This window comes from Actinomyces sp. HMSC075B09 (assembly GCF_001812395.1).
Classification (GTDB): domain Bacteria; phylum Actinomycetota; class Actinomycetes; order Actinomycetales; family Actinomycetaceae; genus Gleimia; species Gleimia europaea.
In genome coordinates this window covers 41,288-57,492 of the sequence record NZ_KV808740.1, presented here as the reverse complement: position 1 = coordinate 57,492, position 16,205 = coordinate 41,288, and the positions used below count along the sequence as shown (strand labels likewise).

At 57.1% G+C, this 16,205-nt stretch carries 12 protein-coding genes and 1 pseudogene; 5 read left to right on the top strand and 8 right to left on the bottom strand.

Features of this window, described 5'->3' with window-relative positions; translation table 11 throughout:
• The first annotated feature begins 40 nt into the window (after window positions 1-40).
• From HMPREF2854_RS06705 to HMPREF2854_RS06695, 3 genes are read left to right on the top strand one after another with little or no spacing between them, the layout of a single operon-like run.
• Window positions 41-1,564 (top strand): FGGY-family carbohydrate kinase, encoded by a 1,524-nt coding sequence (locus HMPREF2854_RS06705; RefSeq protein ID WP_070620783.1) that lies wholly within the window; start codon window positions 41-43, stop codon window positions 1,562-1,564.
• A complete protein-coding gene (locus HMPREF2854_RS06700) occupies window positions 1,561-2,592 on the top strand; it encodes a 2-hydroxyacid dehydrogenase (RefSeq protein WP_070620780.1) in 1,032 nt (343 codons plus the stop codon). Before HMPREF2854_RS06705 ends, HMPREF2854_RS06700 begins: the two co-directional genes overlap by 4 nt.
• Before the next feature lie 6 nt (window positions 2,593-2,598).
• Window positions 2,599-3,252 (top strand): class II aldolase/adducin family protein, encoded by a 654-nt coding sequence (locus HMPREF2854_RS06695; protein WP_070620778.1) that lies wholly within the window; start codon window positions 2,599-2,601, stop codon window positions 3,250-3,252.
• A 99-nt stretch (window positions 3,253-3,351) separates the two neighbouring features.
• Here HMPREF2854_RS06695 and HMPREF2854_RS08910 read toward each other — a convergent pair.
• From HMPREF2854_RS08910 to glpK, 5 genes and pseudogenes are all read right to left on the bottom strand, one after another.
• Window positions 3,352-4,666: pseudogene (locus HMPREF2854_RS08910) on the bottom strand (IS3 family transposase).
• Between the two features lie 122 nt (window positions 4,667-4,788).
• Window positions 4,789-6,072, bottom strand: a complete 1,284-nt coding sequence (locus tag HMPREF2854_RS06680) for an anaerobic glycerol-3-phosphate dehydrogenase subunit C (protein ID WP_052038954.1) — start codon at window positions 6,070-6,072, stop codon at window positions 4,789-4,791.
• The gene (gene glpB, locus HMPREF2854_RS06675; RefSeq protein WP_070620773.1) at window positions 6,072-7,331 is read right to left on the bottom strand and encodes a glycerol-3-phosphate dehydrogenase subunit GlpB; all 1,260 of its coding nucleotides are present in this window, start codon (window positions 7,329-7,331) and stop codon (window positions 6,072-6,074) included. Before glpB ends, HMPREF2854_RS06680 begins: the two co-directional genes overlap by 1 nt.
• Window positions 7,328-8,917, bottom strand: a complete 1,590-nt coding sequence (gene glpA / locus HMPREF2854_RS06670; RefSeq protein WP_070620770.1) for an anaerobic glycerol-3-phosphate dehydrogenase subunit GlpA — start codon at window positions 8,915-8,917, stop codon at window positions 7,328-7,330. Before glpA ends, glpB begins: the two co-directional genes overlap by 4 nt.
• 389 nt (window positions 8,918-9,306) lie before the next feature.
• Window positions 9,307-10,833, bottom strand: coding sequence for a glycerol kinase GlpK (gene glpK / locus HMPREF2854_RS06665; RefSeq protein ID WP_070620767.1), 1,527 nt, complete (start codon window positions 10,831-10,833; stop codon window positions 9,307-9,309).
• A gap of 290 nt (window positions 10,834-11,123) precedes the next feature.
• Here glpK and HMPREF2854_RS06660 point away from each other — a divergent pair, with 290 nt between their 5' ends.
• Both HMPREF2854_RS06660 and HMPREF2854_RS06655 read left to right on the top strand, forming a co-directional pair.
• On the top strand, window positions 11,124-12,092 hold the full coding sequence (locus tag HMPREF2854_RS06660) for a sugar-binding transcriptional regulator (protein ID WP_070620764.1): 969 nt from the start codon (window positions 11,124-11,126) through the stop codon (window positions 12,090-12,092).
• A gap of 14 nt (window positions 12,093-12,106) precedes the next feature.
• A complete protein-coding gene (locus HMPREF2854_RS06655) occupies window positions 12,107-12,634 on the top strand; it encodes an amino-acid N-acetyltransferase (RefSeq protein WP_070620759.1) in 528 nt (175 codons plus the stop codon).
• A 105-nt stretch (window positions 12,635-12,739) separates the two neighbouring features.
• Here the strand turns inward: HMPREF2854_RS06655 and HMPREF2854_RS06650 are convergent, their stop codons facing one another.
• The 3 genes from HMPREF2854_RS06650 to HMPREF2854_RS06640 all read right to left on the bottom strand — a co-directional run bounded on the left by HMPREF2854_RS06650 (window position 12,740) and on the right by HMPREF2854_RS06640 (window position 16,178).
• Window positions 12,740-13,300 carry an NYN domain-containing protein gene (locus HMPREF2854_RS06650; RefSeq protein WP_034509690.1) on the bottom strand — a complete coding sequence of 187 codons (561 nt, stop codon included), beginning with the start codon at window positions 13,298-13,300 and terminating at the stop codon, window positions 12,740-12,742.
• Window positions 13,301-13,380: 80 nt separating this feature from the next.
• Window positions 13,381-14,088, bottom strand: a complete 708-nt coding sequence (locus HMPREF2854_RS06645; protein ID WP_070620853.1) for a PspA/IM30 family protein — start codon at window positions 14,086-14,088, stop codon at window positions 13,381-13,383.
• Window positions 14,089-14,189: 101 nt separating this feature from the next.
• The gene (locus HMPREF2854_RS06640; protein ID WP_070620756.1) at window positions 14,190-16,178 is read right to left on the bottom strand and encodes a coiled-coil domain-containing protein; all 1,989 of its coding nucleotides are present in this window, start codon (window positions 16,176-16,178) and stop codon (window positions 14,190-14,192) included.
• Window positions 16,179-16,205: the final 27 nt, after the last annotated feature.

The window sequence follows — 16,205 nt, the reverse complement described above, 5'->3', positions numbered from 1 at the left end:
GTGAGCGACATTGGGGTTGCTCGGTTTAGGGAGGAAAGCTGTGCAAGAAGTTGTTATCGGCGTGGATGGCGGCACTACAGCAGTAAAGGCTGTGGCATTTGATCTGCACGGAAAGATTTTGGCAACGCATCACGAGGCTGTTCCGGTTCAGTACGGGGACAACGGTGAAGCTGAGCAGGACATGAATCAGATTTGGGAGGCCGTGGCTACGTGCTTGCGCGAAGTTGCAAGCGAGGTTAGGGACTCCAAGATCGTTGGTATCGGTCTTACCGGCCAGGGCGATGGTGCATGGCTGATTGATGAGGCCGGCGAGCCGGTGCGTCCGGCCGCGAACTGGTTGGATGGACGCGCCGCAGAGCGCGTGAAGCAGTGGGACGAGGACGGCCGCGCTGCAAAGGTACTAGAGGTTACGGGTACAACTACGTTTGGCGGCCTGTTCCCGGTGCTGATCGAGGAGCTGGCGGCTACGCAGCCCGATGTGGTGGCCCGCGCAACTACGCATTTGAACTGTAAGGACTGGATCCGGTTTAAGCTCACCGGTGAGCGTTTAACCGACTACACGGAGGCCTCGCGCTCGTTCTTGGACGTGCGTACAACCGACGGGTTCAGCGCAGAACTTGCTAAAGATCTAGGTCTTGAGGAATACGCAAGGCTGCTCCCCGAGATTCACCGCGCGGACGGCAAGGCGGTGCCCCTCAGTGAAGAGGCGGCGCGTGAAACCGGTATTCCCGCGGGCACTCCGGTTGGCGTGGGCATGATCGACGTTGCGGTAACCGGCATGGGCCTGGGCGCCCTCGAAAATGGTGATTCGTGGCTGATTCTTGGCACCACCGCTTTTGTGGGAACGCTGTTGCCATCGGTTAGTGAGCGCCGCTCCGACCTGTCGATGGTGCTTGCTACTGGCAACGGCAAGCAGGTGCTCGAGTTCATGGCTCCCATGACGGGCACGCCCAACCTCGACTGGATTCGCAAGGTTTTGGGGCTGGAAGAAAATAGCTGGACCGAACTTGAAAAACTTGCCCGCATGTCGAAGCCGGGCGCTTCCGGCGTGGTGTACTTGCCCTACGCTTCACCCGGCGGCGAGCGCGCCCCCTTCCTCGACACCAACGCGTCGGCCTCGTGGGCGGGAATGTCGCTCACGTCCAGTACTGAAGACATTTTGCGTTCCGTGTACGAGGGTGTGGCGTTCTCTCTGGTCGAGTGCATTAACACACTGCAGATCCACTCTGACCTGGTGGTCTCTGGCGGCGGCTTCCGCTCCGACCTCATTTGCGAGATCCTGGCGGACGCCACCGGGCAGACAGTTGTGCGCCAAGACGCGCCCGAGGCTGGCGCTCGCGGAGCCGCAGTTTTGGCGCTGGTTTCCGCAGGCCGCTTTGACACTGTGGAGGAGGCATCGGAGGCTCTGCGCACCTCGCTAGAGACCTTCGAGCCGGACCCGGCAAAGTACGAGGCGTACAAGAAGTCGCATGAAGTATTCGTGAAGACGCGCCAGGCTCTGCAGCCGGTGTGGCCCGCAATGCGCGAATTGCGTCGTAACAATGGTGAAAGGAGCGAGGCGTGAAAGTTCTACTCGCATCAGACCAGTTTTTAAGGGACGACATTTTGAAGGAGGCGCTACTGAAAGAGCTTCCCGACGCGGAAGTTTCTTCGATTGCCTCCACCTGGCCCGTGCCCCCATTCCATAACGTGGGTGAGGTTCGCGAGGCCCTCGGTGACGAGGACGAACTAATCGAAGCGCTCCAAGGCGTTGACGTGGCGTTCTCGCACACCTTCCCGTTTACCGAAAAAGTGATTTCTTCTTGCCCGGACTTGAAGATGATCACCATTTGCCGAGGCGGGCCAGTAAACGTAAACATTGACGCCGCAACCAAACACGGGGTGCTCGTCAGTTACGCGCCGGGCCGCAATGCGGTAGCAACCGCGGAGCACACGGTTGCGCTGATCCTCGCCGCTGCCCGTCAGATCGCGCAGCGCCACATGGAGGTTGTGGGCGGCCAGTGGAGGTCGGACTACTACATCTTCGACAACGTGGGGCCCGAGATCGGATCTTCAACCGTTGGTGTCATTGGTTACGGCAACGTCGGTAGGCGAGTGGCCAACATTATTGCCGCATTCGGTGGCAAGGTGCTGGTTTACGATCCGTGGACCAAGGATCGCAGCGGGGAGGACAACATTGAGTTCGTAGACGATCTCGAGGACCTGCTGAGGGCCTCCAATATCGTCACGCTTCACGTGCGTGAATCAAAGGAAAATACGCGCATGATGAACGCAGAAAAGTTTGCCCTCATGCCGGAAAGCTCAATCTTCATCAATGCTGCCCGCGGAACGCTGGTTGATTACGACGACCTCGCGGACGCGCTTGATTCTGGTCACCTGTTTGCGGCGGCGCTCGACTGCTTGCCAGAAGAGCCCATGCCTACAGACCACAGGCTGCTCAAGACGCCTGGCATCACGTTTACCCCGCATCTAGCGGGCGCTTCCAAGAATGCTTCCATTCTTGCCGCCAAGATCGGCGCGGCAGACATCGCCGCATTCGCTCGCGGTGAAACTCCCGCCCACGTTGCCAACCCGGATGTTCTCAGAAAGTAGGAAATCATGCTTCTAGAAGAAGTACGCAAAGAAATCGTTGAAACATGCCTGTTCATGCAGGCCGAGAAGCTCATTGTCGGCACCGCTGGCAATGTGTCTGTGCGCGTAGATGACCTCGTTGCCATCTCTCCCTCGGGCGTTCCTTATGAAGAAATGACCGCCGAGGACGTTGTGGTTACGGACATGGAGGGTAATATCGTAGATGGCAAGCTCAAGCCGTCTTCGGAACTGCCCCTTCACCTCAACATTTACAAGTCCACGGATGCGCTGGCTGTCACGCACAACCACGCTCCGGCTTCGACTGCACTCGGCTTGGTGGTTGATGAGATCCCCACGTCGCACTACTACAGTGCGATGTTTGGCGGCCCGATCCGTGTGGCTCCCTACGCGGGCTTCGGCTCTGATGACTTGGCAATCAACGTAACCAAGGCACTTGAAGGTCGCACTGCAGCGCTCATGAAGAACCACGGCGCTATCACCATTGGCCCTAGCTTGAAGAAGGCCGTAAATGGTCTGCCGCTACTTGAGTACATTTGCGAGATTCAGTTGCGCGCACTCTCAACGGGTCTGCCCGTGGCGCTGCTCTCTGAGAAGCAGATGCATGATGCGGGAGTTGGCATGGCCGACTACGGCAAGCAGCCCGCGCGCGACAAGGACTAGCTCGGCAAACTCAGGTGTAACCTAACGCCTAGTTGAAATAGGACGCGGCCCCGATTTGAACTGTCCCCTGAAAGTTAGACAGTTTAATAGTAGGGGTTCTTAGGCTACGAGGGCATGATTCCGGTATTCGTTCGGGGTCATGCCCTCGAGTCGTTGTTGGATGCGTTGGTTGTTGTACCAGTGGATGTAGTCCTGTATTTGATTGGCTAGGTCTTCGGTGTTGGTGAACGCTTGTTGGTAGAGCAGTTCTGCTTTGAGGTGAGCGAAGAAGTTTTCTGCCATTGCGTTGTCATGGCAGTTACCTTTTCTGGACATGGATTGAGTAGCGTTGTAGTTGGCTAGTAGGGCTTTCCAACTGTGGTGTTGGTATTGGAATCCTTGATCCGTATGCATGATCATGCCCGGTCCTGGCTGCGCCTGGTGTAAGGCTTTGCGCAGGCTAGAGTTGGTGAGTTCTAGGTTTGGTGAGGCGCTAATCGAGTAGGAGATGACGCTGTGGTCGTACAGGTCAATGATTGGTGACAGGTACAGTTTTTGGTTTCCTACTCTGAACTCAGTGACGTCTGAGACCCATTTCTGGTTCGGCTTGGTAGCTGTGAAATCACGATTAAGAACGTTGCCAGCCGCGTTGGATTGGTTGGATCTGTAAGAGTTGTAACGCTTTTTCTTACGTACCTGGCACACTAGGTGTTCTTGTTTCATTAGTTTGGCTACCAGTTTTCTAGATACGCAAATGCCTTGACGTTTCAAAGCTAGCCTGACGCGGCGGTGACCATAGCGTGCGTGGGACTGGTCAAACACGGTCTTGATCTCACGTTTGAGCCCAGCGTGCTTATCAGGAGCATCAAGGCGGGCTTGGTGATAGTAAAACGTTGACCTGGCAAGGCCAGCAGCTTGGAGTAAATCCGCAAGACGATACTGGGACTTGAGACTTGCAACCACTCGGGTGCGAGTTATTGCTCTTTGCGCATCAAGTCCCTTAATGCTTTTAGGTAAGCATTCTCCGCCTGTAAATACTCCACCTGACGGCGTAACTGCTCAGTCTCAGACAAAGGCTTACTCGGTTTAGACCCAGACTTAGTAGGCCTGCCTTTAGGTTTAGGACGTAACCCGTCCTCACCTTGCTACTCATAAATCCGAGCCCAGAGCCTCACTAAATCTGGCCTGGATAGTCCAAGATCTTTAGCAATACTCCCACGAGATTCACCAGCAAGGAAACGCAACACTGCATCACGCTTGACTTCAAAAGGATAAACACTAGTGTTTGGTTTTCTCACAAGTACAACACTGCCACGAATCTGCCAGCGATCATACAAATTCCTGGCCGGCTTTTTACCAACACCAACCTGCCTAGCCGCACTCTTGTAACCAAAACCCTGCTCAAACAAACCCACCAGCGCCGCGCGCTGCTCACGAGTCAACGTAGATCTCGGATGCATACAAATCCCCCGGAAGAAAAACTGAATAAATCAGTCCAACTTCCGGGGGACAGTTCAATTACTCGGGGCCGCGTCTCATATTGGGAGGAAAATCTGGCTACTTCTGCGCCGCTGCGGAGGCGTCGATTGCGCCTTCAAGCAAATCGTCAGAGAGGCCGTAAGCCCAGTGCAGAAGAGAAACCGGGTGAATCATCTTCGCACCGGATCCCTTTGCCAGCTGCCAGCGGCACGTTTCCGTGTCACAAGCTGCAAGGTCGGGGTTGTTGCGGCGAATGAAGTCAAACACGGGCTTGCCAACAGCCTCGGCAATCTCGCGCTTCTCCGACTTCATGCCGTACGTGCCCGCAATACCGCAACAAGGCTGGTTGGACTCTACTACCTTGACGCCCGGGACGAGCTCCATGAGCTCCACGGCCGGCATACCCATAGCCTGGCTCTTAACCTGGCATGGCTGGTGGTAAGGAATCGTCATATCCAGGCGGCGCAGGTCCTCAACGGGGAGCTCACCCTTGTAGTACAGGTCAAGGAGGAACTCAGAAGTTTCCACGGTGCGTACCGCAACTTCTTCAAGACGAGGATCATCAAGACCCATGATTTCCTTAGCCTCGTGCTTCAGCATGCCCGCGCACGAGCCGGACGAAGACACGATGGTGAGGTCCTTACCTTCCGAAAGGAGGGCGTCACACAGGCGCAGGACCTTCTTGGTTGCGCCGCCGAAAATGCCGTTGGACTGCTCAGCCAAGCCGCAGCATCCCTGCTCTGGCACCAGAACCTCGTAGCCGAGGTGTTCTAGCAGCTCGATGGTGTGCTTCGAAGTCTGGACCTCAAAGTAGCCGCCCGCACAGCCGTGGAAGAACACGATCGGACCGCGCGGCGCCGGGCCAGTTGGAGCCTTGCGCTTCTTCAACCATCCGCGAAGCGACTGGTTGTGCGCGGTAGGCATAGGCGCTCCCTCGGAAACGCCAACAACAGCGGAAACAACCTTGCGCAGCGGTTTGATGCCAAGCGCGGCATTCGCAATCGGGGCGAACGGGGTCATTACCTTGCCCATAAGGTCGGTCTGCGTGATTAGGCGGTCGCGAATCGGCATGCCGTTCTGTGCCTTCATAACCGCGCGGGCCTGCGCGTTGATCTCTGCGATCTTCACGCCCTGCGGGCAAACCATGGTGCAAATACCGCAACCCGAGCAGTAGTCCAGCGAGTGGTCCACCGACTGGCCGTGGCGGAAACGCTCGGCCTGCGGACCCACAAACTTAGGTCCGGGGAACAGCGGAGTTACACGGGCCACCGGGCACTGCGTCTCACAGATCGTGCACTTAACGCAGTTATCTAGGGTTGCGCGTGCAAAGTTTTGCTGTGCGAACTTCAATGCGTCACTCATTACTTACCTCCGAGAATCGAATCGGTTGCCCGAATCATCGAACCAAGAGCAATGCCTTCGCCCGACTTCTCTCGCCAACGCTTAGCGCCAGCAATCGTTCCACCAATTACGCGTACGTTGTCGTACACAACCTTGCCGTCGTGGTCAACCGGCCTCATATCGCTATCAACCGCAACGCCTACCTTGAACAGGTTCTGCTCCTCGCCCCAGTAGTTACCATGTACGAGGTCTGGCAGTTCACCACCTGTCACGGGCAGACCCAGCGCGCGCTCAAAAATCTTGCCGTAAGAATCCAGCGTGATTGCACCGGACTCGAACCCGCCGCCAGCCAGGACCACGTTGTCGCAAGCAATCTCACGGCCGCCACCAGCGCTGTCGGTGATCACGTGGGTGACACGCTTGCCATCCGTCTTAACGCCGGTAACTTCAGCGCCGAGCATCAGGCGAATACGCAGATCCTTGACCCGCTGCGTGAGCTTCTGGTTCAGCCTCATTCCAGGAACCGACGGGGGCTGTAGAGCGATCTCAAACACCGGGTGTCCCAGGAGTTCGCGGAACTGCTTCCACACGCCCTCGCCGTTTACGCCGAGGATTGCTGGAAGCGCTACGACCTCACCATCTTCAACGTGCGGGCGGATTGTGTCGGCAAGCTTGCGGAGCAAAACCGGGTCTTCCAGCGCACGTGCAAACGTGAGCGCCGTTGAATCGATTTCACCTTCGCGGACCTCGAAGTCCAGCATTAGCGTGCGTGCCTTGATCTGCTGGCCGCCAATCTCTTGGCGCTCCAGGTTGCCCGCCACAAACTCGGGGAAGAAATCCTTCATCTGTCGGAAGCCAACCACCAGGTAACGTTTGCCCGGCTCGATCGCTCCCTCCATCATTGAAGGCTGCACGATGCAGGTGGGACGCATTGCGCCAATAGCCGAGGGCAGTAACACGTTCTTTTCAACGTCACCAACCAGTAGGCCTTCGCCAACCTCGTCCATCACGAACTTAACGCCCTCGCGAACCGCATCTGCGCCAATAATGGAGTACGGGTGATCGCCTTCCGGGGCGCCCTTTTCGAACTTATTCTCCGCGATTGTTTCAAGCGGCTTTTCAAGACGATCCGGAGCGTATCCGAGAACGTCAATCGTGCCCTGTGAAAGCTGCAGGCCGCCGATACCTTTCGAGGCCAAAATGACGGGTTCGCCGGCCTCGCGAAGCCGGATTGCTGCGGTAAGTCCCGCGATACCCGCGCCAATAACTACCGTTGTCATCGCACTGCCTTACTGTTGTTCGAATCGTCCGCCGTGGGAAGGTGCTCAATGTCGTAAATGCCCTGGAAAATCCAGTCATCAAGCGCCGTCTGTCGAGCCTGACGCCCGTACAGGATCGGCCACAAACCAATCCACCTATTCTTCAAGAACAAGCGCATAAGCTCCGTAACATGAGCGGCATCGCCGCGCCCCATCTGCTGGGTGATGCCCGCTGCGCGCATAGAGCAGAAACCGCCCTGACATGGGCCCATGCCTAGGCGAAGCTGGCGACGCAAATCGTCAAACGTTGCATCCGGCTGCGACTCAAGCAAGGTTTCAAACATCTTGCGGTTCATGAGCTCACACTCACAAACAATCTGCGCGTCAAAGCGGTCACCCTCACGCTCTTCGAGGCGGTGAGTGACCTCGTAGTTGTCACCGCGTTCCGTGCCCGGCATGATCTCTTCCGCCGTGCGGCAAGGACGCCAGTCGTCCATCTGGCGGCACATCACGTCAACAACGTTCTTAGCCATCAAGCGGTACGTGGTGAGCTTGCCGCCAGCAATCGTAAGCAGGCCGCCGATGCCGTCGCGAGTGGAGTGGTCGATGATCGACATGGTGCGCGACATGTGACGAGTGTCCGAAGCATCCACGCGGCTATCCCTAACGAGCGGACGAGCGCCCGCCCATGCGTGCACCGCACGTGCCTCGCGGAATCCTGGAATAAGAGCTTCACCAGCGTCCAGCATCTGCTGAACTTCGTTGCGTGGAATCTCCAGGTGATCCGGGTCTTCCACCTTGACATCCGTGGTGCCAATAATCGAAACCGTGTGGACCGGAACGATGATGTCGCCGTCTGAGGGGTAGATACAGCGGTTCACAACCTGGTTTACCAAGCGGTGGTTCATAGCGATCATGATGCCGCGGCCCGGAACCACGTCCACGCCGTGCGCGCCAGCCATCGCCGCAATCTGACCAGACCAGGGGCCACCAGCGTTGATCACAAACTTACAGTTGATGCGAACGTCCTCACCGGTCTTCATGCCGTGGGCGTGAACCGCGATCACCTGGTTGTATGCGGTCTCGATCTTCTCCACGCGGTGGTAGGTGAGGACCTCGGCGCCGTACTGCTTTGCGGAGCGGATTGCGCCCCACAGCATCGCCCAACCATCAACCGTCTTGTCCTTCACCTTGAAAGCGCGAAGCAAACCCGGGTTTAGGCGGGGTTCTTGCGCAAGCGCCTCGGACGGTTCGATTTCTTCGGTCCACACGCCGGTAGACTGAGCGCCGGCAAGGAACTTGTCGCCAAACTCGGGATCATCCTCCGGCGTTACAACGAAGAGGCCGCCCGTGTCCTCCACTGCATCCGGGTGCAGGTTAGCAATAATCTCGTTTTCTTCAGCGCACTCGGCTGCCGAAATCGGGTCTGATACGACGTATCGGCCACCGGAGTGGAGGAGTCCGTGGTAACGGCCCGTGGTGCCTTGGCCAATATCGGCGCGTTCTACCAAAACTGCTTTGAAACCACGCATTACGAGGTCCCTCAGCACGCCGACACCGGTTGCTCCACCACCGATAACAACAACTTCTGTGTCGAGTTTCTTCATTGATCACTCCTGGTCATCAGGGAGCGGCCGCACCCGCGGCCACTCATCTCACCTCAAGGCTAGGACGAAAAGCATTCGCTAATTGCCGATTTTCGGATTCTCAATGCTTACTGCTGTCACTGAAAATATGTGCAAGTTAGTTCTTGTGTTTTCCCTGTATTTACGGGGATTTTGAACTTTGTGAAACCCGGCTGTGCGCGCGTGGGCGAGGTTTTCGTGTCTCGTCGTGCACGTTTGTGAACGGCCAAGAGCGGCTATTTATGAAACGAATGACTTAGATAAATCGTGACGGCTGTCTCTTGAGGGGGCAAAATAAAACCTGCTCGAACGAATGTGCAAAAAGCTGTGGCCCCGAAAAATCGGGGCCACAGCTTTTTGGGAACTAGGAGTTACGCGTTGCGAACGTCCTCGTCAACCCAGTCGAAGGTGCGGGTCACTGCCTTCTTCCAGAGGCGGTAAGTGCGCTCGCGCTCTTCCGCATCCATCTTCGGCGTCCAGCGCTTGCCCTCAGACCAGTTGTCGATAACGTCCTGCTCGCCCTGCCAGAAGCCAACCGCAATACCAGCTGCGTATGCAGCGCCAAGAGCGGTGGTCTCCGTAACCTTCGGAGCAACAACGTCTACGCCAAGCACGTCAGCCTGGAACTGCATGAGCAGCTCGTTAGCAACCATGCCGCCGTCAACGCGAAGTTCGGTCAGGTCAACGCCCGAGTCAGCGTTCATAGCGTCAAGAACCTCGCGGGTCTGGAACGCAGTAGCCTCAAGCACAGCGCGGGCGATGTGGCCAGCGGTGTTGTAGCGCGTGAGGCCAACGATGGCGCCACGTGCCTCGTCCTTCCAATACGGGGCGAAGAGGCCGGAGAATGCCGGAACAAAGTAGACGCCACCGTTGTCCTTAACAGACTTAGCAAGCGGCTCGATTTCCGGAGCGGTGTGGATCATGTGCAGGTTGTCGCGGATCCACTGTACGAGCGAGCCGGTAACAGCAATCGAACCCTCGAGTGCGTACTTGGTTGGCTGCTCGCCAATCTTGTAGCAAACGGTGGTCAGAAGGCCATTCTCGGACTGAACGGGCTCTTCGCCGGTGTTGATAAGCATGAAGCAACCGGTGCCGTAGGTGTTCTTAGCCATGCCCTTTTCGAAGCAAGCCTGGCCGAACGTTGCAGCCTGCTGGTCACCGAGGATACCCGCGATCGGGGTGTCGATGATCAGCGAGTTCTTCGAACCATAGCCGTAGACCTCCGCAGAGGAGCGGATCTCCGGAAGCATCGACATCGGGATGCCCATGTCAGCGCAGGTGTCCTCGCGCCACTTCAGGGTCTCGATGTCCATGAGCATCGTACGAGAAGCGTTCGTCACGTCAGTGACGTGAACACCGCCATCCGGACCGCCAGTGAGGTTCCACAACGTCCAGGTGTCCGTGTTGCCAAACAGTAGGTCTCCAGCCTCGGCGCGCTCGCGAGCGCCCTCTACGTTGTCAAGAATCCACTTGATCTTCGGGCCGGAGAAGTAGGTGGAAAGCGGGAGGCCACAACGATCGCGGAAACGATCGTTGCCCTCATCACCGGCGAGCTCGCGAACGATCTCAGCCGTACGCGTGTCCTGCCAAACGATTGCGTTGTAAACCGGCTCACCAGTGTTCTTATCCCAAACGATCGTGGTCTCACGCTGGTTGGTGATGCCGACAGCGGCTAGGCTGTGGCGGTTGATAGCCGCACCTGCCAATGCGGAGCCAATGGCCTGATGGATGTTGTCGCGAATCTCAATCGGATTGTGCTCTACCCAGCCGGCCTTCGGGAAAATCTGCTCGTGCTCGAGCTGTCCTACCGAAACAATCTCACCGTCGTGGTCGAAGACGATTGCGCGAGATGACGTAGTGCCCTGGTCAATGGCAAGTACGTACTTCTTTTCGCTCATGTTTACCTTCACTTCCTTGTGCAAACAGTTGAATGAATGGGCGAATCAACAAGCGTTGACCTGCGTCGCTGCACCTTTGTGCCATGCATCACGAAGTCTATCGCTCATCGTTGAGACTTGCACTACAAACCGATCAGGTCACCGGTTTGCAGTTAGGCTCCTTGAATGCGCTGTCTGGTCATCAGTAAGCGACATCGATAGCTAGTTGTATCCCAATACTGTGGTCTAGATTGCAGGTATGAACCCCTAACCTCCTGAATTGAACAGCCGTGCATGGCAAACTATGAAGAATGAGCATACGTGATAACGATGCGCACGAGGCCGCATCAATGTACTACCTACAGGGCGAAACCATGGAGATGATTGCGCGTCACCTCGGGGTTTCGCGGTCCTCTGTTTCGCGACTGCTGGCATATGCCCGCGAATCCGGCCTGGTCCGCATTACCGTAGCGCCGGCGCCCGGCGAGCGCGGCACCCTAGCTGGCGAGCTCAACCAGATTTTCGGCATCCGCTCAACCGTGGTGCGTGTGCGCGACCACGACACCGGCGTAAACCGCCTCGACTCGGTAGCTAAAGTTGCGGCCGAACGCCTGCTCGACTTCATCCACCCCGGCAGTAAGATCGGTATCGCATGGGGTAATACCACCGCCGAGGTTGCCCGCAACCTCACGCCGGTGAACATCGACAACACAACGGTTGTGCAAATGAATGGTGCGGCAAGCGCATCAGGCACGGGCGTGAACTACATCGACACCACTATCTCGCGAGCGGCCGACGCTCTTGGGGCATCCATGGTGCATTTCCCGGTGCCCGCATTCTTCGACTATGAAGAAACAAAAGAAGCGATGTGGCGGGAACGCTCGGTGAAGAGCGTAGTAGACCTCATCTCGAAGGTTGATGTGGCGATGTTCGGCGTAGGTGCCTTTGGGGGAGACGTGCCCTCGCACGTGTACTCCGCGGGATTCCTCGACCCAGCTGAAATGGCGGAAGCACGTAACGAGGGAGTGGTGGGAGACATTTGCACCGTCCTCATTCGCGAAGATGGCTCTTATGAAGACATGGCCATTAACCGGCGCGCGTCCGGCCCCACCCCGAAGCTATTGAAAACTATTCCCACGCGCCTGTGCGTGGTAGCAGGAGAGGCCAAAGCAATCCCCCTCATTGGCGCGCTACGCGCCGGCGTTGTCACCGACCTGGTGGTTGATGACCGCACCGCCCGCCGAGTGTTGGAACGTGCACGCACCACCGGCCTGCGTTAGCCATACTGGAGGGGATGCTTAACCAAACCATTCAGACCGCTGCGGGGCAAGTGCAGTTGCGCTTTGCCCGCCCGGCTGATGCTCGCGCGATCTGGAACCTCACCAAACCCTACGTTCAGCAAAAGATACTCGTGGACAAACCCCTCATCGCCTACTTTGAGGACATTCAAGAGTTCATCGTCGCTGAAAGAGATGGTGAAGTTTTGGCCTGCGGTGCCCTCCACGTCCTCTGGGATGACATTGCGGAAGTGCGCACCCTTGCCGCTTCCCCCGCTGTGCGTGGAAGTGGCGTGGGCTCACTCATCTTGAATGCCCTTGTCGAGCGGGCGCGTGACCTGCAACTAAAGCGCGTCTTTTGCCTAACGTTCGCAGTTGATTTCTTTGCCCGGCACGGTTTCGAAGCTTTTGAAGGCATGGCCGTGGGCGTAGACGTGTACCAAAAAATGCTGCGCACCCACGATGACGGCGTGCGCGAATTTCTTGAACTGGCCTCCGTCAAACCCAACACCCTGGGCAACACCCGCATGATCTTGCACCTTTAGGAAACTGCACTACCTGCGGTCGCCCCGCGCCGGAGACGCAAAGCAAAAGCGGCCCTCAACCACGGTTGAAAGCCGCTCTCGCTAGATGTTATTCGCCGCGTAAACCTAGATGAACTCGTACGGGTCGAAATCCTCCAGATCGATGATGCGCAAGCGAGGCAGACGCACCTGGAACGCGTCAATGCCGTGCTCAATGTCGATGATCTCCAAGCCCTCGTCTGTTAGATCATGCAGGCCCGACGAGATGAACTCGGGGAAACCGAGAATGCCAACGCGGCGGCCGGCCTCAAGGAGGCGCTTGATTTCTGGCTCGTAATCGCCATCATGGCTGGCCAAAATCACGTCACCAGACCCGCGTTCGCCAATCGCGTCCAGCGTCTTCTTAATGCCCTGATCCACCACCTGGTCATCCGGTACGCCCGAAAGCGGAATTGGGCGGTAACGCATTGCAAGCAGTGCCTGCACGAAGTTCATCGGCATGTAGCCCGACGAAGCATTTAGGAAGAACAGGCCCTTCACCGGCTGGTCCCAAAGCTCCTCAGTGGAAGTTAGAACGCGGTCCCACCGGGGACGCTCTTCCGACGCTGGCTTTCGATCCAGCACCGAGACACCAAGCGTGGTGTCAATATTTTCGCCATCAATAATTAAATAAGTAAGCGGATCCATTTTGATACTTTCAATGGGTGGGGCAAAAAGCCCCACCCATGTAGTTGAAATTTGTAGTTGAAGCCTTGCGCCTAAGCGATTTAAGGCTTCTTCTTTAGAGCGGCCAAGCGAGCCTCAATTTCAGACTGCTCGTCCAAGTTATCCAGTTCGTCGAACTGGGACGCGAAAGAATCAGCTGCGAGTTCTGCGCGGCCTTGAGCCATCGCTTCTTCACGGCGAATCTGATCCTCAAAGCGGGAAAGCTCCGAAGTGGGGTCAAGCACGTTGATCGAGCTAACCGTATCCTGCAACTTCGCCTGAGCGGCTGCCGTCTTCTGACGGGCCACAAGCTCATCGCGGCGGCGCTTCAAATCCTCGAGCTTTTCCTTCGACTGAGCAAGACCAAGCTTGAGTTTGTCAACAACCTCGGTCTGGCTTGCAATCATCGGCTTTGCATTCTCAGCCGACTTCTCGTAGCTAAGCTGTTTGCCAAGAGCAACCTTTGCCAGGTTATTCCACTTGTCAACCTCTGCCGGATCGGTAGCGGAGTCAGCGCGAGCAGATGCAGCTACAGCCTTCTCGCCCCATTCCTTGGCGGCCGCGACATCGGAGCCGTAATCGGCTTGTGCAAGACGGAGGTTTCCAATGGTCTGTGCGACGGCCTCCTCGGCCTCCGCGATCGAGTTCGTGTAGTCGCGAACAAGCTGATCAAGCATCTTCTTTGGATCCTCAGCGCGGTCCAAGAGTGCGTTGATGTTCGCCTTAGCAAGTTGGGAAATGCGGCCTAGGATCGACTGCTTCTCTGCCATGTGATCTCCTTTCAAGGAAAACGCCAGGGCGAAGGCGCCCAAGACGCGCACAGACGTGCGTTTTCATTATATATGTGACGCGACACTCACGGCGCGTTAAATCAGAACTTTCCGGATCCTCCCGAGCTGAATCCGCCGCCAAAACCTCCGGAGCCGCCGGAGCTGAATCCGCCGCTAAAACCACCCGATCCGCCGAAGTCGAAGCCGCCGCCGAAATCGCCCGATCCGCCGGAGCCAAAGCCGCCCCTAGAGCTGCCGCTAGAGCCACCGCCGCCAAACAAAAGTCCGCCCAAGATCAGTGAGGTGAGGTCAATTCCGCTACTCGAACCTCCCGAACCGCGCGGTGGCGTGGGGCCGGACGACAAATCGACGGCACGGTTGGCAAGCACAAGCGCGTCAGCGAGCAAATCGAGGGCTTCCATGGGGGAAGACGGCGCAACCTTCGCGGCCTCTGCCCGCTTCGCCTTCGCCCGCGCGATGAGAGTTCGCGCCTGCGAACTAGCGCTGAACGGGTGGGCTGACACGTGTGAATCGGCCCGGACGATCGCGGCATCTACCTCTGCGAACCTGCGATCCAGGCGAGCATTGGTACGAAGCTGCTTCTCTTCTGCGTTACGTAGCGGTAACAATGCGTTGTCGAGGGCGTCCTCGGCTTCATGAAGTTCGGTCAGAGCACTCAGTGGATCCGCGCCGCCACGCCGGGCCGCGTTACCGTGCTCGATCGCGCGGTGAGCATCCTCAACCAGCGGATTGAACGACGCCTGGTTGTGGGCTAGACGCGAAACGTCCTCAAGATCTGAAGAGATCGAACCGATAGCTTGGGCCAGCTTATTCTTTGCATCTTGCAAGTTCGCCTCAGCGCTCATGACCTCCTTGATCTGAGCAAGCGCCTGCGTGAGCGCGCGCATTGCAAGATTCACGTGGAAAACACCCGTCTTACGATCCGAATCCTTCTTCGCCTTTGCTTCCGCGAGCGCCTGGCTTGCCGCGTCGAGCAGGCGGTTGGCCTCGTCTGGATTATCCAAAATGGATTGCAAAACCTGATCGGAGTAGGTGAGACGAAGCGACTTGATCTCCAACTTCGCGTGCTCCACCCGCTCGCGCGCCTCGCTTATGCGCTGGTCGATGCTGGAAATATTCGAATCGATATTAGATTCGACGTCTCGAAGCTCGCTAAAACGCTTGGCCTGCGCGTCCAAAATCGCGCTAACGCGAGTTACATCGTCTTCTAGCTCGTCAACCAGCTTGGTCTGCGTATCGGGGTTGGTTTCCGACTCCATCTCGGGCTGCTTCTTGAAGGCCTGCGTCATGATTGCCGTGGCTTCATCCAATGCCTGCGCAAACTCGGTGGTTTCCAGCTCGCCAAACTGAGCCTGTGCGAATGCCAAGTCTTCCCTGGCCGCACGAACCGCGTCATCAGTTTGCATCATTGAAACATTCAGCTTCTTAATGCGATTTTCAAGTTGTTCCGTGCGGTGCTTACTGGCCTGACGCAGGTGCTTCTTCTTGCTTCGTTGAGCTGCTACAACGATGAGAACGAAGCCGATAACACCTAAGAAAACTATGATGAGGAAGATTCCGTCCGCTAAATCGCTGTCGTAACCGTCATCCGAGGCGCCGCTTGAACCGTTCTCGCTATCGGACAAGAGCCTGGAGGTATCCGACAGCGCCTCTACCAGATGCTCGGGCGTTATTCCCCCGCGCAAGTTTGAAGAGCCCGCGGCCGCCGCAGAGTTCGCCTGTGACGAACTAACAGGCGCGGCAGGGCCCAGGCAGATGTTGTACTCGCCAAGCTCGGTTGCAATCGCGTACACCACCGCGGATGCCGGCAATGAGGGGTTGTCATCACCCAGCCTGGAACACCACGACGATGGGGAAGTACCTTCCCAATCCTGTGTAATAACCATGTAGAACGGGAAATCCACCGCGGTTGTGGTCATCGTTTCGAGCTGCGCCTTGGTGTCAGCATCGAGAACCCCAACCTCGTCAATCACGTGAGAATCATCGATGCGCACCGCTGCGCTTGCCATTGACGGCAAAAACATCAGTAGGGCAGTGGCTAGAGCTACCAGTACAGAGCGCTTCTTCATACCCTTAGTTTCGCGTAAAAGCCGGCC

What these genes read in the sequence shown, in the direction of transcription:
- HMPREF2854_RS06645 (WP_070620853.1), bottom strand. Translation starts at nt 14,088, where the DNA reads ATGGCAGAGAAGCAGTCGATCCTAGGCCGCATTTCCCAACTTGCTAAG.
- HMPREF2854_RS06680 (WP_052038954.1), bottom strand. Translation starts at nt 6,072, where the DNA reads ATGAGTGACGCATTGAAGTTCGCACAGCAAAACTTTGCACGCGCAACC.
- HMPREF2854_RS06650 (WP_034509690.1), bottom strand. Translation starts at nt 13,300, where the DNA reads ATGGATCCGCTTACTTATTTAATTATTGATGGCGAAAATATTGACACC.
- glpA (WP_070620770.1), bottom strand. Translation starts at nt 8,917, where the DNA reads ATGAAGAAACTCGACACAGAAGTTGTTGTTATCGGTGGTGGAGCAACC.
- HMPREF2854_RS06660 (WP_070620764.1), top strand. Translation starts at nt 11,124, where the DNA reads ATGAGCATACGTGATAACGATGCGCACGAGGCCGCATCAATGTACTAC.
- glpB (WP_070620773.1), bottom strand. Translation starts at nt 7,331, where the DNA reads ATGACAACGGTAGTTATTGGCGCGGGTATCGCGGGACTTACCGCAGCA.
- HMPREF2854_RS06655 (WP_070620759.1), top strand. Translation starts at nt 12,107, where the DNA reads ATGCTTAACCAAACCATTCAGACCGCTGCGGGGCAAGTGCAGTTGCGC.
- HMPREF2854_RS06640 (WP_070620756.1), bottom strand. Translation starts at nt 16,178, where the DNA reads ATGAAGAAGCGCTCTGTACTGGTAGCTCTAGCCACTGCCCTACTGATG.
- HMPREF2854_RS06695 (WP_070620778.1), top strand. Translation starts at nt 2,599, where the DNA reads ATGCTTCTAGAAGAAGTACGCAAAGAAATCGTTGAAACATGCCTGTTC.
- glpK (WP_070620767.1), bottom strand. Translation starts at nt 10,833, where the DNA reads ATGAGCGAAAAGAAGTACGTACTTGCCATTGACCAGGGCACTACGTCA.